The 16,131-nt window shown below is 49.9% G+C and carries 18 protein-coding genes; 14 read left to right on the top strand and 4 right to left on the bottom strand.

Features of this window, described 5'->3' with window-relative positions:
• Positions 1–107: 107 nt before the first annotated feature.
• From FRY98_RS16560 to FRY98_RS16545, 4 genes are all read left to right on the top strand, one after another.
• The gene (locus tag FRY98_RS16560) at positions 108–479 is read left to right on the top strand and encodes a collagen-like protein (protein ID WP_148453919.1); all 372 of its coding nucleotides are present in this window, start codon (positions 108–110) and stop codon (positions 477–479) included.
• Between the two features lie 229 nt (positions 480–708).
• Entirely contained in the window at positions 709–1,644 is a 936-nt protein-coding gene (locus FRY98_RS16555) for a LytTR family transcriptional regulator DNA-binding domain-containing protein (RefSeq protein WP_148453917.1), read from the top strand.
• Positions 1,645–1,831: 187 nt separating this feature from the next.
• The gene (locus FRY98_RS16550) at positions 1,832–2,563 is read left to right on the top strand and encodes an ABC transporter permease (RefSeq protein ID WP_148453915.1); all 732 of its coding nucleotides are present in this window, start codon (positions 1,832–1,834) and stop codon (positions 2,561–2,563) included.
• Between the two features lie 20 nt (positions 2,564–2,583).
• On the top strand, positions 2,584–4,881 hold the full coding sequence (locus FRY98_RS16545; protein ID WP_148453913.1) for a preprotein translocase subunit SecA: 2,298 nt from the start codon (positions 2,584–2,586) through the stop codon (positions 4,879–4,881).
• Between the two features lie 56 nt (positions 4,882–4,937).
• On the opposite strand, the gene FRY98_RS16540 is transcribed toward FRY98_RS16545, so the two are convergent.
• Positions 4,938–5,789, bottom strand: a complete 852-nt coding sequence (locus FRY98_RS16540) for an aldo/keto reductase (protein WP_148453911.1) — start codon at positions 5,787–5,789, stop codon at positions 4,938–4,940.
• A 173-nt stretch (positions 5,790–5,962) separates the two neighbouring features.
• Here FRY98_RS16540 and FRY98_RS16535 point away from each other — a divergent pair, with 173 nt between their 5' ends.
• On the top strand, positions 5,963–6,412 hold the full coding sequence (locus FRY98_RS16535) for a MerR family transcriptional regulator (RefSeq protein ID WP_148453909.1): 450 nt from the start codon (positions 5,963–5,965) through the stop codon (positions 6,410–6,412).
• A gap of 252 nt (positions 6,413–6,664) precedes the next feature.
• On the top strand, positions 6,665–7,126 hold the full coding sequence (locus FRY98_RS16530) for an NUDIX hydrolase (protein WP_148453908.1): 462 nt from the start codon (positions 6,665–6,667) through the stop codon (positions 7,124–7,126).
• Positions 7,127–7,192: 66 nt separating this feature from the next.
• Here the strand turns inward: FRY98_RS16530 and FRY98_RS16525 are convergent, their stop codons facing one another.
• Positions 7,193–7,576 carry a winged helix-turn-helix transcriptional regulator gene (locus FRY98_RS16525; RefSeq protein WP_148453906.1) on the bottom strand — a complete coding sequence of 128 codons (384 nt, stop codon included), beginning with the start codon at positions 7,574–7,576 and terminating at the stop codon, positions 7,193–7,195.
• A 218-nt stretch (positions 7,577–7,794) separates the two neighbouring features.
• On the opposite strand from FRY98_RS16525, the gene FRY98_RS16520 reads away from it, so the two are divergent.
• Positions 7,795–8,373 (top strand): NAD(P)H oxidoreductase, encoded by a 579-nt coding sequence (locus FRY98_RS16520; protein ID WP_148453903.1) that lies wholly within the window; start codon positions 7,795–7,797, stop codon positions 8,371–8,373.
• A 68-nt stretch (positions 8,374–8,441) separates the two neighbouring features.
• On the opposite strand, the gene FRY98_RS16515 is transcribed toward FRY98_RS16520, so the two are convergent.
• Positions 8,442–9,785: an aminotransferase-like domain-containing protein gene (locus tag FRY98_RS16515; protein ID WP_148453901.1), complete on the bottom strand. Its 1,344-nt coding sequence runs from the start codon at positions 9,783–9,785 to the stop codon at positions 8,442–8,444.
• Positions 9,786–9,950: 165 nt separating this feature from the next.
• Here FRY98_RS16515 and FRY98_RS16510 point away from each other — a divergent pair, with 165 nt between their 5' ends.
• The 4 genes from FRY98_RS16510 (at position 9,951) to FRY98_RS16495 (ending at position 13,372) form a co-directional block, all read left to right on the top strand.
• Positions 9,951–10,895: a DMT family transporter gene (locus tag FRY98_RS16510; RefSeq protein WP_148453899.1), complete on the top strand. Its 945-nt coding sequence runs from the start codon at positions 9,951–9,953 to the stop codon at positions 10,893–10,895.
• A gap of 96 nt (positions 10,896–10,991) precedes the next feature.
• The gene (locus FRY98_RS16505; protein ID WP_225039057.1) at positions 10,992–11,996 is read left to right on the top strand and encodes a DUF3231 family protein; all 1,005 of its coding nucleotides are present in this window, start codon (positions 10,992–10,994) and stop codon (positions 11,994–11,996) included.
• A 27-nt stretch (positions 11,997–12,023) separates the two neighbouring features.
• Entirely contained in the window at positions 12,024–12,563 is a 540-nt protein-coding gene (locus FRY98_RS29310) for a CBO0543 family protein (protein ID WP_318249347.1), read from the top strand.
• A gap of 116 nt (positions 12,564–12,679) precedes the next feature.
• Positions 12,680–13,372, top strand: a complete 693-nt coding sequence (locus FRY98_RS16495) for an aspartate/glutamate racemase family protein (RefSeq protein ID WP_148453895.1) — start codon at positions 12,680–12,682, stop codon at positions 13,370–13,372.
• Here FRY98_RS16495 and FRY98_RS16490 read toward each other — a convergent pair.
• Entirely contained in the window at positions 13,367–14,350 is a 984-nt protein-coding gene (locus FRY98_RS16490) for a helix-turn-helix transcriptional regulator (RefSeq protein WP_148453893.1), read from the bottom strand. The two genes, FRY98_RS16495 and FRY98_RS16490, sit on opposite strands and share 6 nt — an antisense overlap.
• 102 nt (positions 14,351–14,452) lie before the next feature.
• Between FRY98_RS16490 and FRY98_RS16485 the strand changes: the two genes are divergently transcribed.
• The 3 genes from FRY98_RS16485 to FRY98_RS16475 all read left to right on the top strand — a co-directional run bounded on the left by FRY98_RS16485 (position 14,453) and on the right by FRY98_RS16475 (position 16,085).
• Positions 14,453–14,950: a GyrI-like domain-containing protein gene (locus FRY98_RS16485; protein ID WP_148453892.1), complete on the top strand. Its 498-nt coding sequence runs from the start codon at positions 14,453–14,455 to the stop codon at positions 14,948–14,950.
• Positions 14,951–14,976: 26 nt separating this feature from the next.
• A complete protein-coding gene (locus tag FRY98_RS16480; RefSeq protein WP_148453890.1) occupies positions 14,977–15,444 on the top strand; it encodes a phage tail protein in 468 nt (155 codons plus the stop codon).
• A gap of 95 nt (positions 15,445–15,539) precedes the next feature.
• Positions 15,540–16,085, top strand: coding sequence for a hypothetical protein (locus FRY98_RS16475; protein WP_148453888.1), 546 nt, complete (start codon positions 15,540–15,542; stop codon positions 16,083–16,085).
• Positions 16,086–16,131: the final 46 nt, after the last annotated feature.

The following is a 16,131-nucleotide window of genomic DNA, read 5'->3' as shown; positions in this document are numbered from 1 at the left end:
GATTTTAGAAAGCTGCGGCTGAATGTTTTTTATGGGCGTTCACCCAAGCGCTCTTTCCGCGAATGCATATGATGATTATGCCTAATCATTGAAAGGAGCGATCATATATGGGGTTTTTTCCAGCGCCAGGGACGGGTGGAGGATTTCCAGGCGGACCGGGTGTACCGGGAGGACCGGGATTTCCAGGTGGATTTCCAGGGGGATTTCCGGGGGGTGCGCCGGGAGGCGTTCAGGCGCCGACAAGTCCTCCTCCGCAATTCGTACCGCAAATGCAAACTGCCACATTTGCCGTTGATCCCGGAGGGATCAGACGCTGCCTATTCCGCAACACCTACATCTGGCTGAACAACGGTGAGCAATTCTGGTTCTTCCCGGTATTCGTCGGGCGTACTTCGGTTGCAGGGTATAGATGGTTCGGCTTCTTCTGGGGGTACTTCGGCATCGATTTGAACCGGATTGGCTCGTTTGTGTGCTTCTAAGGCCATTCGGCTGTTCATGGACACGAGTTATCAATCGTTCCGGATCGCGGGAGCCGCCGGCGATTTAACTAAAGGTGGAATGGCCGCTGCTTGTTAGCGGGTCCTCACATCCTTGATGTGAGGAGGAGGGCTGGGGCTCCCGATAGGAACCCGTTATATTTTTCAAATAGGCACCCCGACATTATAATTGTTATATACATCCTATAGCGGCACGGACTAGGAGGACGGCATGCAATTTCAACCGATCTATGAGCATGGGAAATTACTTCTACCCAAGATCGAATTCAATATGACCTCGAACCAATCGGTCGGCATTATAACGGACTTGAAGCGAAAGCAGCTTATCATGAATCAGTTAGAGGATCATTCCCGGTATTATTTATTTCGAGCGGGGCAAAACGAGTATATGCATTTATCGGTGGAGGAATTAATCACTTTTCTAATCAATGTAACAGAGCGGAATGACCGTGCCGCACGGTTAATAGAATATTTTGGTTTAAAGGAAGAGCGGAAGGTGAAAATCAAGGATCTAAGCTCATCGAAAAGAATGTACGTCACCTTGCTGCGTGTCTTTTTTGCGCATCAGCCTACGATTGTTTTGGAGGAACCTTATTTTTACTTGGAAGAAGAAGATCGCCGCCATTTTAAACGGATTTTGGATGACCTCTCGAAAGAGAAACGGATTTTGATGTTAACTTCGAATTTAGAAGACGCCATGATTTCCTGTGATGTCATCTATCGTTTGAACGAGCTCGGATTTCATCCACTGGATATTCGGGACTCGGAAGAAGATAAGCAGGAAGCGCAGGAACAAGATCGGGCCAACATCACCCTGCAGAAGATTTATACGAAAAAAAACGACAAGGTGATTCTATTCGATCCGCCTGAAGTCGACTACATAGAAAGTATGGATGGTTCGGTCCTCGTGCATGTAGGTGGAGAAAATTATGTCTGCGCTTTGACGCTAACCGAGCTCGAGCAGAGATTGAACAATTTCGGCTTTTTCAGGTGTCACCGATCCTACATCGTGAATCTGCAAAAGGTAAGAGAAATCATTACATGGACGAAGAACAGCTACAGCTTGCGATTAAGTACGGGTAAAGACGCCGTGGTTCCGTTATCCCGTTCAAAATTGCAGGAATTAAAGTCGCTTCTTCATCTTTAATTTCCGGGGCAATATGGAATCCGTCAGGCATTCCAGGGTACCGTTCAGGCGACAATAGCTACATTTCGGCGGGTTTTGATGGCTTGGAGCACGCGATCCTTATATGCTTAAGGTATCAACTCCAAGGAAGTGGTGTTCATGGGTGTGATCCAAGTAGAACTTATTCGAAAGCGGGAAGTGAGCTGCTATGAGTACGAGTATCTCATTTAAACGTGTGCGCGCGATATTTGTGAAGGATTATAAAGAGTTTTCGCGCAATTACGGGCTCTCCATTATGCTGACTCTCCCTATTATTCTCGCACTCCTTATTCGAGGTGTAGATTCGTCTTTACCCTTAGCTTCCGTGGCTGGAACTTTTGCTACCGTTCTTAATCTTTCGTTTGTGCTGCTGACCTGTTTCGCACAAGCCTGCTTGATTGCGGAAGAAAAGGAGCGTAGCACGTTAAGATCATTAATGATGACTCCGGCCACGTCCCTGGACGTTTTAATCGGTAAAAGCAGTCTGGTCTTTGTCATGTCTGCGGTGATTCTGACGGTTTCTACGTATATATTCGAATATACGCCGGTCAATATATGGGCTTTTGCGACGGCCGTTATTCTTTCGATCATCCTTTACATTGCGGTCGGAACGATCTGCGGGTTATTCTCCAGGACGCTGCTGGATGCATCGTTATCCATCATTCCTGTGGCATTCGTATTCTCCGGGGCGCCCTGGGGAGTGCTGCTGGCAGATGATTTTCCGATTTTCCAAGTGCTGGAGTACACCCCAAGCGTTCAACTTGTGCGTTTGCTGAGCATAGAGAGCACAGGCTTTACGACAGGAGATTTATTAAAACCGCTCCTCATTATTTTGGCCTGGACGGTTGTGTTATCGATCGTGTCCGTTGTCATGTACCAACGACGGTCAACGGATGAGTAGGAAGGAGGGAGCCCATTCCAATGAGTTTAGCAATCAAGTGGATGCAAGAATGGAAGGACCGCGATCACCGGCTTAGGCTGAAAGGCTATCGGGACAAAGTGGAGCTCGTCAGGAAGCGGAATTTGGAAGCCTGGGACGATCGGCGGCTGCAAGCCGAATCTCTCCGGCTGAAAAAGGAGGCGACTTCGGGTACGCCTTTGGACGAGCTGCTTGTCGATGCGTATGCGCTAGTCTGCGAGGCGGCGAAGAGAACGCTCGGATTGCAGCCCTACGATGTCCAGGTCATGGCAGCCATCGCCCTGCACGAGGGATTTCTGATCGAGCAGCATACCGGCGAAGGAAAAACGCTCTCCGCGGTGATGCCCGCCTGTCTCAATGCGCTGACCGGCGCAGGCGTACATGTGCTGACGTTCAACGATTATTTGGCGGATCGGGATGCGGAGTGGATGGGCCCGATCTATCGTTTTCTCGGGTTAACGGTAAAATCGGTGCAGACCGGCATGAGCCTGTCGGAGAAAAGGGAAGCGTACGCCGCGGATATTACCTATGTGACGGCCAAAGAGGCGGGATTCGATTATTTGCGCGACACGATCGCCCTGAGCGAAGCCGACACTGTGCATCGTCCTTTCCACTACGTCATCGTCGACGAAGCGGATTCGCTGCTTCTCGACGAAGCGCGGGTACCGCTCGTCATCGCCGGCGAGCCGGGCTCTTCCGAGAGCAACAACGGCACTCGTTTCGCGGAAGTCGCCAGACAGCTTAAGCAAGGGGAGCATTACGACTTCGACGAGTTCCGGCGGAATGTTTATTTGAATGAAGCGGGCGCCGCGAAAGCGGAGGAACTGCTGGGATGCGGCAATTTGTACGAAAGCCGGCATAGTGAGTTGTTATCGTCGTTAAATTGCGCGCTGCATGCGGAAGCGTTATTGAAAAAAGACGTCGATTACATCGTCCGGGACGGTAAGATCGAACTGATCGACGAATATACCGGCCGCGTGGCGGAGAACAGGCATTTGCCGGAGGGGCTGCAAGCCGCGCTTGCGGCCAAAGAAGGGCTGCCCGTGAAAGCCGGAGGGAAAATTCTCGGGACGATCACCCTGCAGCACTTCCTTAGTCTATATCCGAAGATTTGCGGAATGACGGCGACTGCGCAAGTTTCCGCGATGGAATTCGAAGCGATTTATGCGCTCCAGGTCGTGCCGATTCCGCCGAATCGGCCCAACCAACGGATCGACGGTCCGCACCGGATTTATACCCATAAAGAAGCCAAATTTAAGGCGCTTCTTCAGGAAATCTCGTCCGTTCATCGGACGGGACGGCCGATTCTTATCGGTACGTCAAGCGTCGAGGAGTCTGACCTGCTGGCGGAGGCGCTGGCGGCTCTGGGCGTACCCTGCCATGTTCTGAACGCGAAGAACGACGCGGAGGAAGCTGAAATCATCGCCAAAGCGGGAGAAATCGGCGCCGTGACGGTGTCTACGAATATGGCGGGACGCGGCGTCGACATCCGGCTCGGCGGCGGCGACCCCGCGCAAGCGGAAGTTGTCGCAGGGCTGAGCGGGCTATACGTCATTGGTACGCATGTGCACCAAAGCGTACGGATCGACGACCAACTGCGCGGTCGTTCCGGCCGCCAAGGGGACCCGGGAGCTTCCGTATTTTTCGTAAGCTTGGAGGACGAGTTGATGCAGCGGTTCGGCATCAATAAAGCGATTCCGCGCGCCTATCGGGGGCTCAGGCAGGATGAGCCTCTCGAAGAGTCGGTGCTCCGCGGCAAAATCGCGCATATTCAGCGCGTGATCATGGGTCAAAACTTCCATATCCGCCAGGAACTGAACCGTTATTCGGATATGGTGGAGGAGCAGCGGCGTATTCTATACGAGGAGCGGCTCGGCATTTTGAAAGGCGAGACGAAGGTGGGCCCATCGGAGCAGCGGGTACGGCTTTATTTTATCGACAAGTTCTGGGCCGACCATCTGGAATACGTCTCCTACCTTCGCGAAGGCATCCATTTGACGAGCCTGGTTAACCGCAATCCGATCGACGAATTTCATGCGCAAATCATCCAAGCCTTCGAGCAACTCCCGGCTAAAATAGATAAGGCGTCGGCGAATATGCTCGCCAAGCTGGGAGATTCGAATGATCCGGCAATGTGGGAAAAGTTCGGGCTGAAGAACCCCACTTCCACCCGGACTTATATCATTAACGATCAATACAGGGAGTACTTGCAGAATCCCGGTTCATGGGGCGCAGGAACGGTACTAGCTTATTGGATGCGCAAGATGTTGAGGCCGGTATTCGGGTGGGAGAAGTTTTGAGGAAAAAGGACAGGGGTGCCGGCCCCTGTCCTTTCTTTTACAGTTCGATCAAAGGCTTACAGATCGATTTTCCAGTTGCCCATCATTTTGGCGACTTCCGGATCGTGATACGATAAAAACAGACTTTTTCCCGTATCCAGGGTAGAGATTTGTTCAATATCTTCCGCGCTCAGCTCAAAATCGAAAATGTCGAAGTTTTCGACGATCCGCTCTTTGCGCACCGATTTTGGAATGACAACGACTCCACGCTGGACAAGCCAACGCAACACGACTTGGGCGACGGACTTGTTGTATTTTTCCGCGATCGAGACCAATACTTCATTGCCGAACATGTCGCCCCGTCCTTCAGCGAACGGCGCCCATGACTGGTGCTGCACACCCTGCTGTTTCATAAAAGCGGCGCTCTCGAGCTGGTGGTAGAACGGATGCGTTTCGATCTGGTTCACGGCGGGAACAATTTCGTTATGCACGATGAGATCCATTAGACGGTCGGGATGGAAGTTGCTGACCCCGATCGCCTTGATTTTTCCGTCGCGATAGAGTTCTTCCATCGCACGCCAAGCGCCGTAGTAATCGCCGAACGGCTGGTGAATAAGATACAAATCGAGATAGTCCAGCTGCAGCTTCTTCAGGGATTTGGCAAAAGCCAGCTTGGCACTCTCGTAGCCGGCATCCTGAACCCAAAGTTTGGTCGTGATGAACAGCTCCTCACGCGGGATGCCGCTGCGCTTGATTGCGCGTCCGACCGCTTCCTCATTCAGGTATCCGGAGGCGGTGTCGATCAGGCGGTAACCGGCCATCAATGCGTCATATACTGCGTTCTCGCATTCTTCAGCATCGGGAACCTGGTAGACCCCGAAGCCGATAATCGGCATTTTCACTCCGTTGTTCAATGTTACGGTTTGCATGGTAATTCCTCCTTAGTTTAAATGTATAACGGCAAACGGCCGCGAACCCCGGGAGATTGGCCCTACAGAGCGGTAGTTCCGCATATAGCCGTTTTGCATTACAATAAGCTTAGGACCTTCGTGTTACACGAAGTCAAGCGTCGTTCATCATTTTTTTCCAAGGGGGATGTCACATGTATACGGTCAAAGAAGCCGCACAGATTACGGGACTCACCGAGCACGCTGTGCGCTTTTACACGGATAAAGGCCTGGTGCCGAGCTTACAGCGAAATGAAAATAATATCCGGATGTTCGACGAAGAATCGATCAACTGGCTGCTTGGCGTCAAATGCCTTAAGCAATCCGGGATGCCGATTGAAGTCATTAAAATGTATATCGATTTATGTCTGCAAGGGGATTCGACCATTCCGCAACGCTTCAAACTCATGATGGAGCATAAAGAGGCGGCGCTCCTGAAGCTCGAAGAAGCCAAACGGCACGTTGCCCATTTGGAGGAAAAAACCGCCCTCTATCAGGCCATTTTGGAGCGCCGTTCGCCAGACACGACCAATCCGGCCAACTGGGATAGAATTCAGCATATGCATAGCGATGTATTTTACTCGCCCTCTGCCCGTAAGGCATGAGGGGGGGAGGCCCGTCAGATAACCTGGATGACATGGAATTCCTGCAAATCTGCATGTTTTTTTCTCGTTGGGGGCCAAAATTTGAAAATTCCTGCGATTCTGCAGGAATTTTCGACGAAACCGGCTCTTTTCGCTAAAATCGCTAGAAATACCTGCAGATTTGCATCTTTTTGGAGTTTGCCGTGTTGGAAGTGCGCTAGGCCGCACTTAAAAAACTAGTGCAAAACATGCACTATTGAGGAGAATCATTGGATGACACCAGAAGGAATTGTTTTGGTAGCAAGTGTAACCATCTTGAATCATGATCAAGCTTTGATAATCAAAGAGAATAAGCCTAATGCTAGGGATAAGTGGAACTTTCCAAGTGGACGTATGGAATATGGTGAGGACATTCTTCATACAGCTCGTAGGGAAGTTAGAGAAGAGACGGGGCTGGAAGTAAACCTGACGGGTACTACGGGGGTATATAATTTTATGAGCCGTACGAACAATCAGGTTATTTTATTTCATTTCATCGGTGAGATGACCGGAGGGGTTTTAAAACTCGAAGAGGATGAAATTTCCGACAGCAAATGGGTGCAAGTAAATGAGCTTGCTAAAATCGAGAATGAAGACTTACGAGAACCCGGTGTATTAAAGCAGATCATCGACAACTTATTACAAAATAAGGTTCACTCCATTAGTATGTATAACGAGCCGCTCCGCTCCAACTGAGCAAAAAAGACCATCCAATCAGTTGATGTGATGGTCTTTTTCACGAAAACTCATAGGGTTTTGTGCTTATGAACACCCGTAAAACTCCTCCAAAACCTTGGATTTGTCGCCATACACCTTTTCCAGGTGATCCTCTCCCCAATAGCATAAATGGTCTAGCGCGGGCTTTAACCCCCAGCCGTAAGGGGTCAGCTTATACTCCACTTTAGGCGGGATTTCTTTATAAACCTCTCGCGCCACGATCTCATCCTTTTCCAGGCCCCTTAGTTGAGTGGTCAGCATTTTTTGTGTAATGTCGGGGATTAACCGGCGGAGCTCCGAAGTCCGTTTCGGTCCGGTCATCAAATGATAGATGATCAGAGGCTTCCATTTTCCCCCCATGACCTCTAACGCCGCCTCCACTCCAACTCTATACTTCTTTTGAACGCTATTGTCCCTCGCTTCAGTCATCTTTGATTCCTCCGTTAAAAAGGATGTGTTATGGCCGAGACATAACCTCTTGGGCGGTTATCTAGAGTAGGGCACTTCCATGTTCCTATGGCACCCGTATCATCCTATAGCACGTGAAAGTGCGTACTTCCAGGTTATTCAAGTCCTGTTTATAATAGCATCAGCCAGGGATGATGGCTATAAGTTAACTGCTGAAGAAAGGTAGTGAAGATACAAGTATGAAAGTACTATGCGTTGTGTCGCACCCGAGAAAAGATTCCCTGACCTTTAAGGTTGCCGATCGTTTCGTGCAGGGTCTTGCCGAGGCCGGCCACGACTATGAGATTTTGGACTTGCACGGGATTGGCTTCGACCCGGTTTTAAAAGGAATAGATGAACCGGATTGGTCAGCGGCGGAACAGACTTTTTCCCCTGAGGTGGAAAGGGAAATACGGCGAATGAAGGAGCATGATGCTCTGGCATTTATCTTTCCGGTGTGGTGGTGGCACTTGCCGGCCATGCTAAAAGGTTATATTGACCGTGTATGGAACAACGGGTTTGCGTACGGTTCGAACCAGCTTCATCATCGGCAAGTCTTGTGGATCGGTCTGGCGGGCGTTTCCAGAGAACAGATGAAAAAGCGTAACTATGATGAGACGATTGCTCATCTGCTCAATGTGGGAATTGCGGATTATTGCGGTGTGAACCATTCCCGGGTTGAATTTTTGTACGAGACCCTGGATTCCGATGCCAAACATTATGAGATGCTGCTTCATCAAGCGCATGACTTAGGGTTAAATTATGCCAAGGAACTGTAAATCATCGACAATCAGGCCGCCGATCTTTCGGTGGCCGGTGCTTGTTATGAAGCGCTATGCAAATGGATCTACCTTCCCAGTTCTCTCCCCACTTCTTCCATAATCACCCTTACGCCCTCCTCGATTCTCTCCGGCCTGACCCGTGAAATGCTGATTCGCAGAAATTTTTCCCGCTCGAGCCAGTTTGTCAAATAGAACGACTTTCCGGTCATTGCTTTCACCCGCCTCGCCGACAGGCGCTTTATCAGCCGATCCAAATTAACGGTTTGCGGCAGCTTAAATTGGATATAAACGCCGGAATCGACCTCGGATAACGCCACCAGGCCTTCGTGGTTATGTCGGCTCACCGCGTCGTTTGCCGCTCGAATCCGGGACGCATATTGACTGCTGATTTTATGCCGATGCCGTTCATACATCCCGTTTTTGATATATACATCGAGCGCCGCTTGTGACAATAGCGAAGTATCGGGATGCCCCTTATATGCTCGGAATGTCGCCGACAGCCGTTCCGGCAGCACAACCGCGCCTAGGCGCAGCCCCGGGAAGATGATCTTGGAGAAACTTTTTACATAAACGACATGGGAGGTCCGGCTATACGCGTAAATGGGATCGAACTGCTTCTCCTCCCCTAAATCCCCCATATAGTCGTCCTCAACGATGTACACATCGTATTTGTCCGCCAGCCGGGCGATGGCCTTCCGCTCTTCCTCACGGTACGTGGTTCCCAGGGGATTGTGGTATCTGGACATGGTGTAGAAAAATTTAATTCCGCCGTTCTTGAACTTTTGCTCCAACGCCTGCAAATCCATACCGGCTGTGCTGCGCGCAATCCCTTCTACCGGAATGCCCTCCGTCTCAAGGTATCGCAGATAGAGATCGTAGCTTGGCTGCTCGACCAGAATGGTCTTATTTCGGTTTGGAAACGGCATCCGAGCCAAAATTTCCAAAGCCCGCTGAGCCCCCGAAGTGATAATAATCTGCTCCGTCTTGGCAAATATCTGATCATTCGCCAGGTGGGATACCAGCGTCTGCCGGAGCTTCTCCAGCCCTCTTGAATCGCCGGCCGTGAACAGTTGCTGCTTGTAGGTATCGATCGCCTTGTTCAAACAATGCTGGAAGTCCAAGTAGGGAAATACGTGAACATCCGGCATGGCCGATGAAAAATCGATCCAGTCGTCATCCTCGGCTATGATTTCGGAGGCCGGCTTGTCGACGACATAGTACCCACTCTGTGGAATCGAGTAGATAGCGTGGCGCTTTTCCAACTCGGTGTAAGCCCGAACGACGGTGCTGACGCTGCACTCGTACAGCTTGGCGGCATCGCGGACGGAGGGGAGCTTTTGACCCGGGCGGTAGTGCCCTTCATTTAATTTAAGTTCCAGGTCGGAGAGGATTAGCAAGTATCTTTTCACGTTTTCTCCCTCATTTCTGCCACTCCCCATTATAAGTGATATTCAGAACTGTATCGATACAATTCCGGAAACTTGTTGTTGTGGGTGTCTCCATTTCGCTTTACCATTTCAAGTATTCAGCCCCATGTCCGCGAATATGACAACACTAAGGAGGCACTTACTACGATGAATTCATCCGGGTTAAAACTTGCTTATCTATGCGCTATTATGAATGCTATGATTATAGGGTTTTCCTTTTTATTTACGAAGATTGCGCTCGAATTTGCCGACCCTATGGATACACTGACCTTCCGGTTTGCCGCATCCTTCGCCGCGATGTCCATTCCCGTCCTGCTGGGCCGAGTTCGTTTGAACTATCGCGGAAAAAAGCTCCGCAAGGTAGTGCTCTTGGCCATATTGTACCCGCTGGCGTTTTTCGCGCTTCAATCTTACGGTCTGAAATATACCACATCCAGCGAAGGTGGCATTCTGCTCGCTTTTACGCCGGTTTTAACGCTGCTGCTGGCGTTCTTGTTCCTGAAGGAAACGACCACGCTTCTGCAAAAGCTATCCATCTGTTTGTCGGTGAGCGGAGTCCTGTTCATCTTTATCATGAAAGGCAGCGGCATCGATTGGTCCAACATGACGGGAATTGTTCTCTTGTTCCTGTCCTGCCTGGCCATTGCGGGCTACAACGTGCTCGCGAGAAGGCTGCTCAAATCGTTCAGTCCTGCGGAAATCACGTATGTTATGCTGGGCATTGCCTTTCTTTCTTTCCTGGCCATGTCGCTAGCCGGGCACACCGCCGCAGGTACGCTGGATCAATTGTTCTCTCCGCTGGCCAGCGGTGCGTTTGTTGCAGCCATTCTCTACCTTGGCGTCTTGTCTACCCTGGTTACGGCGCTTAGTTCCAACTATGCCTTGTCCCGAATCGAAGCCTCCAAAATGAGCGTATTCTCCAACCTGTCGACGATCGTGTCGATCGCTGCCGGAGCGCTTTTGCTCGGGGAAGAAATCAGAATGTACCATATCGTCGGTGCTGCGCTTATTATTGTGGGTGTCATTGGGACTAATCTGTTGGGGACTTCATCCTCGCCGAGCTTTCCAGCGAAATCGATCAGACGGCAATAGCAGTCTACTATGCGGCAAAAAAACCGTGTATTTTCAAACGGTTACCGGGATATCCTAATCACGGATTCTCAATAGATCGCAAAGGAATGAGTGCTTGTGAAAACCGATCAATCGCATTTAACCGCAGCGGAGATGGGGAAGCTTTGGGCCACATATGTGGGAAATACGATGGGGAAATGCGTGCTTGGCTATTTTCTTCAACATGTGGACGATAAAGAGATTAAAGAAAATTTACAATATGCCCTGGGGCTATGTAAAGAGTATATACAGACCATTGAAGCTATTTTTAAACAAGCCGATTTTCCGATCCCGGTCGGGTTTACGGACGACGACGTCAATTTGGAGGCACCCCGACTGTATGAAGACGATTTCTATCTTCATTACCTGCAGTATTTGGGTAAAGCCGGGGTGAGTATTTATAGCGTGGCTATCCCCTTGGTGACAAGGAAAGATATCCGGGATTTCTTCGTCAAAGCCCTTCAGGATACCAGTAAATTAATGGTCAATGTCACGGAGGCCTTACTCTCCAGAAATACATCCGTAAATCCACCCGTCCTTCCTCCGCCTCAAGGTGTGGACTTTATTACAAAGCAGAGTTTTTTAAATGTTTTCTTCGGAAAAGTGCGACCGCTGCAAGGATTGGAAATAGCCCATTTTTTCGGAAACTTGAACAACGACATCACGAGTAAAGCTATTATTACCGGCTTTGTTCAGGTGGCGAGAAGCGAAAAAGTCAGACAATATTTAGAGCGTGGAAAGAGGCTGAATCAAAAACATATTGATCTGATGTCGGACAAATTGTCTAAAGACGGTTTGCCGTTCCCTCAAAGTATAGATCATTTGGTCAGACCCTCCACGGAGCCTCCGTTCTCGGATAAACTCATGGTTTATCATAAAATCGACATGTTCTCCATGAAGATCCGGGAATACGCCAATGGCGCATCGCTGAATGGAAGAAAAGATATAGGCGTTTTATATGCAAAATGCCAATTGGATGTATCGTTGTATGTGGAGGATGGCGCCAATCTTATGATTGACCAGGGGTGGTTGGAGCAGCCTCCAGAGGCTATAGACCGGGAAGAATTGCACGCCGGACATTAAAACTTAGCCAGGGCCATCCCGCAAAGGATGGCTCTGCTTGTCATTCTGTACATATCCCATGTAGCCGAGGTTATGCGTCTTATGACAATGGAAATAATCATATTAATTGTAGTATGGATTTTAACCATTCTGCTGTTACTAGTTACGACACCGCGTAATAAAATTCGAGAAGCGTTTGTCATCTTTTCTTTTAAGCAAATACTTACCTGGTTTTTAGGTCTACTAGTTGTACAGTACAAATTAATTGAATATCCGGTTCGTATGTTTCCCTATGCATCGCGAAGTAGTTTTTCGTTCGAGTATTTTATCTTTCCCGCTCTCTGCGTCGTGTTTAACTTGAAATTTCCGAAAAACAAAACCAACATCCATAAAACACTCTGGTTTTTGTTTTTTCCAAGCTGGATGACCATTTTGGAGGTATTGGCGGAAAGGTACACCAACCTCATTCGCTACATCGATTGGAATTGGTTCTGGACGTGGGCTTCCCTTCTAATTACCTTTTGCTTGTCCCGTATTTTTTATCTTTGGTTTATGAAAAAACAAACCGGTGGGACAAAAAGTTCTTAAGTGGACTCTTCAGCTCAACTAAGGGGTGCTTCTCTTTATGGGGGGGAAGAAAAGGATTGAATTTGAACCATTTTTAATGGAGGATAGAGTAAAAAGCCCCTTGGAGGTACGTGTTTATGAAAACCATAGGTTTAATCGGCGGGATGAGCTGGGAGTCGTCGTTGTTGTATTACCAAATCATCAATCAACGGGTCAATGAGAAGCTGGGAGGACTTCATTCCGCCAAAAGCCTCATGTATTCCGTGGATTTTGATGAGATCAAAAGCCTTCAGTATCAGGGGAAATGGGATGAGGCCACGAAACTTATGATGGATGCGGCGCAAAAGCTGGAATCCGGCGGGGCTGACTTCATCGTGATTTGTACCAATACGATGCACAAGATGGCCAACGAAGTGGAGGAAGCCGTCACAATTCCACTGCTTCACATCGCGGACGCAACGGCGAAAGAAATGGTTAAGGACGGACGGCAGAAGGTCGCGCTATTGGGTACCGCTTTTACGATGGAACAAGATTTTTACAAGGGCAGACTTAGGGACAAGTTCGGACTTGAAGTGATAGTCCCCGGCGAGGCCGATCGAAGGGTCATTCATGACATCATTTATCAAGAGCTATGCCTTGGCATCATTAATGACGAATCCCGGCAATCCTATCTAAGCATCATACAGGAGCTTGGTCGACAGGGAGCAGAGGCGATTATTCTGGGTTGCACCGAGATCACCTTGCTCATTTCGCAAGAACATTGCGGAATCCCTCTCTACGATACAACAAGACTTCATGCGGAGTCTGCGGTTGACTTCGCGCTGTCATAGTGATGATCCGCGCAACTGCTCCTTAAGGGCACTTAATCGTTCTTCCAACCTGTCCAGGAGCTCTTTCGGCGCTTCCCTGACCTTGATATCCCCGCCCAGAAAAAGAAGCCAATCGGTGAATTCGGTCAATTCTTCGGGCTTATCCACAGGGATGAAAGTTTTTAGAATGGCCGTGGTTTGATAAGGGTTCGTATAGGAAACGGAAGCTTTTAAAGGATGGTACTTCTTGTATTGGGCAATGGCTTTCGGACCCAGATACAGGACAAGGTTAATTTCTTCCTCCTGTTTGCTCAGGGTTTCCATAATCTTTTTCCGGCTTACCCTTTTCTTCGGTTGGTAGAGTGTGATATCGGTGAGCCCGTCGACGGGAAACAGCCGCTTCCTTTCTTCCTGTAAGTCAAAGCCCTCCATCAGCCAGACGCCTTTTTGATGATAAAGATGCAGGAGATAGATGGGGTAGGACTTCATTTCCCGCGCTTCTTCGATCGTAATCCGTAAATAGCTGTCCGTAAGCAGGTTTTGGATGAGCTTTTCCAGCATGGGGTGGGGGAGGTCGGAAAGCTCAAGCAGATCGGGATTATGCGGGTTGGTTCCTTCAAAAAGCAGGATTTGATTCAAAAGAACAAGGTCGTCCTGCTGGTTGGTCGAGATGAGGCCCAGTAATTTCTCGGCTAGAGATTGACGGCTCTTCAGATAGGGGAGCTGCGCATTTCTTGTGGCCATAAAGGCGATAAAAAGGGCTTTGACTTCATTATCGGTAAAACGAACGCCGGGCAGGAGCTTGTTGTGCATGACAAAATAGCCCCCATCCCGTCCAACCTCGGCGACAAGCGGCATCCCCAAGGCTTCGATTTCCCGGATGTCCCGAATGGCCGTGGAACGGGAGATCTGAAATTCGCGCATGATTTCGGAGATGGTAAATTGGGAACGATTATTGATATACCGCATGATCGTATTAATCCGTTCAACTTTTTTCATTGCGACTCCTAAATGGTATCATTTTTTGACATGATTGAAGATTATCATAAACCTATCAAGTGAAGAACACAAATGAAATAAAAAAGAAGGAAGGTTATGAACATGGCAAACTATCAATTGGAAGAAAAAGAGGGCTTTATCGTTTACGGTCTGGGAACCGAGCTGAAGAGCGATTACACGGACTATGCCGGCATTAACAAGGAAAAATCGGACTTTTGGCAGGCGGTCCATCATGACGGAAGGCTCGATACTTTAAAATCCATGGCCGCCAACGACTATGTATTTGCCGTAAACGAAGCGGTGAACAACAAGATGATGTATTATGCCGGAGTCTTGACCGAGTCATCGGCGCCGGGGTCGGCATCCGCAGCGGAGGGTTCCCGGGTTATTCAATTCCCTAAAGGGGAATACCTGGTGGTTAAAGGGGAAGGGCCGACGGCCGATGCATTGAGTAATCAGCTTGCCGGGATTGCCTTCGGCCAAGTCCTGCCTGAAGTCAGCCATGTCGCGTATGTAGGCGGTCCGAATGCCACGGTGATCATGGGGCAGCGGGACGGTCAAGTGTTTGGCGAAATGTGGATTCCCGTTGTTCGAAAATAGATGGATAGACAGGAGGGGTGATGGAGATGTCCTATATTGTTGATTTTAAAAATGTGTCCACGATCGGTTTGGAGTCTTCACCCGTAGCGGAAGCGCTGGCCGGTTTGCGCGCGAATGAAGCCCGCTACTTCATGAACAAATACAAGCATGAATTTACGGTGGAACCCGCCGGCGAAAGCCAGGAGACTCTAGACTATGTGAACCGGATTTTGAAAGAGGAACGCGGCATCGAGTTTGCGGCCAAGCCTCTGGAAACGTCGCGTTTTCAAGTGGAGAATATCCGATGGGCCTACGTTTTTTATGAAGATGGCCTTGAGGTCAATGTCTTGTACACCGTGGACGACCCGAAGAAACGGGCGGTTGGTTTTAAACTCTCCGAGGGGATGGAGGTTCCCCGGGAGCTGGAGGAGAAGAAGTTTAAATTTGCCCGCCAGAAGTCCAAACTGGCCGGAACGATCCGGGGCTCGTTTTTCGTAATCAAAGGAGAGTATTAGAAAAACGTTTTAGCGTACGCATGCCCCATTCGCACAAGCAGCCAGCCCGCCCCCGGCGTAAACTGAAGTACAACTCAGTGATCGAGGTGAACTTCATGGCACAATCGAAAGAGATGCGTGCGCGAGCGAAGAAGCTGCAGGGCCATCCTGTATGTGTCACCCTGAACAACGGAGAGACTTACGTCGGCTACATCACGGACGTCAATTCCAGCGGGGTGGTACTCGCCGGCGCCGGAGCCCTCCCTCGCCCTTCGTCCGGGAAGCAAAGCACCCGCTCTCTGAAAAACAGAGCGGGTGCACGCTCCCCGGGGGGCGTCCGTTCCGGAAAGCGGAGAAGCAGCGCGCGCAAACCGTCTGGCCGCTCGCGATCCCGCAAGCCGGACGCCCAAGTGTCGGCGTTCCTGCCGATCTTGGGCTCGCTGTTCGGCGGTTTTGGCGGGTCCGGCGGCACCGCTGCTGCTGCGGGCACAGGGGGGCTTGGCGGTATGCTCGGCGGCGGGATGCGGCTGTTCGGCATGATCCGGAGATTTGTTCCGGTCGTGAAAATGGGCTACGGCATGATTAAGTCCATCCGCCCGTTTCTCGGCGCTGTTCAAGGCTTGATGGCTCCGGCCGGTCCGGCCGCGCAGGATAACGAATAATCGTAAACCTGCGGTACAATCATTTGAAATAAGCAAAACGGGCTAA

Origin of the sequence: Paenibacillus faecis, from assembly GCF_008084145.1 — a bacterium.
Lineage (GTDB): Bacteria > Bacillota > Bacilli > Paenibacillales > Paenibacillaceae > Fontibacillus > Fontibacillus faecis.
This window is presented reverse-complemented; position numbering and strand designations above follow the sequence as displayed.

What these genes read in the sequence shown, in the direction of transcription:
- FRY98_RS16550 (WP_148453915.1), top strand. Translation starts at nt 1,832, where the DNA reads ATGAGTACGAGTATCTCATTTAAACGTGTGCGCGCGATATTTGTGAAG.
- FRY98_RS16525 (WP_148453906.1), bottom strand. Translation starts at nt 7,576, where the DNA reads ATGACTGAAGCGAGGGACAATAGCGTTCAAAAGAAGTATAGAGTTGGA.
- FRY98_RS16560 (WP_148453919.1), top strand. Translation starts at nt 108, where the DNA reads ATGGGGTTTTTTCCAGCGCCAGGGACGGGTGGAGGATTTCCAGGCGGA.
- FRY98_RS16510 (WP_148453899.1), top strand. Translation starts at nt 9,951, where the DNA reads ATGAATTCATCCGGGTTAAAACTTGCTTATCTATGCGCTATTATGAAT.
- FRY98_RS16480 (WP_148453890.1), top strand. Translation starts at nt 14,977, where the DNA reads ATGTCCTATATTGTTGATTTTAAAAATGTGTCCACGATCGGTTTGGAG.
- FRY98_RS16530 (WP_148453908.1), top strand. Translation starts at nt 6,665, where the DNA reads ATGACACCAGAAGGAATTGTTTTGGTAGCAAGTGTAACCATCTTGAAT.
- FRY98_RS16555 (WP_148453917.1), top strand. Translation starts at nt 709, where the DNA reads ATGCAATTTCAACCGATCTATGAGCATGGGAAATTACTTCTACCCAAG.
- FRY98_RS16495 (WP_148453895.1), top strand. Translation starts at nt 12,680, where the DNA reads ATGAAAACCATAGGTTTAATCGGCGGGATGAGCTGGGAGTCGTCGTTG.
- FRY98_RS16535 (WP_148453909.1), top strand. Translation starts at nt 5,963, where the DNA reads ATGTATACGGTCAAAGAAGCCGCACAGATTACGGGACTCACCGAGCAC.
- FRY98_RS16475 (WP_148453888.1), top strand. Translation starts at nt 15,540, where the DNA reads ATGGCACAATCGAAAGAGATGCGTGCGCGAGCGAAGAAGCTGCAGGGC.
- FRY98_RS16540 (WP_148453911.1), bottom strand. Translation starts at nt 5,789, where the DNA reads ATGCAAACCGTAACATTGAACAACGGAGTGAAAATGCCGATTATCGGC.
- FRY98_RS16545 (WP_148453913.1), top strand. Translation starts at nt 2,584, where the DNA reads ATGAGTTTAGCAATCAAGTGGATGCAAGAATGGAAGGACCGCGATCAC.
- FRY98_RS16490 (WP_148453893.1), bottom strand. Translation starts at nt 14,350, where the DNA reads ATGAAAAAAGTTGAACGGATTAATACGATCATGCGGTATATCAATAAT.
- FRY98_RS29310 (WP_318249347.1), top strand. Translation starts at nt 12,024, where the DNA reads ATGGCTCTGCTTGTCATTCTGTACATATCCCATGTAGCCGAGGTTATG.
- FRY98_RS16485 (WP_148453892.1), top strand. Translation starts at nt 14,453, where the DNA reads ATGGCAAACTATCAATTGGAAGAAAAAGAGGGCTTTATCGTTTACGGT.
- FRY98_RS16520 (WP_148453903.1), top strand. Translation starts at nt 7,795, where the DNA reads ATGAAAGTACTATGCGTTGTGTCGCACCCGAGAAAAGATTCCCTGACC.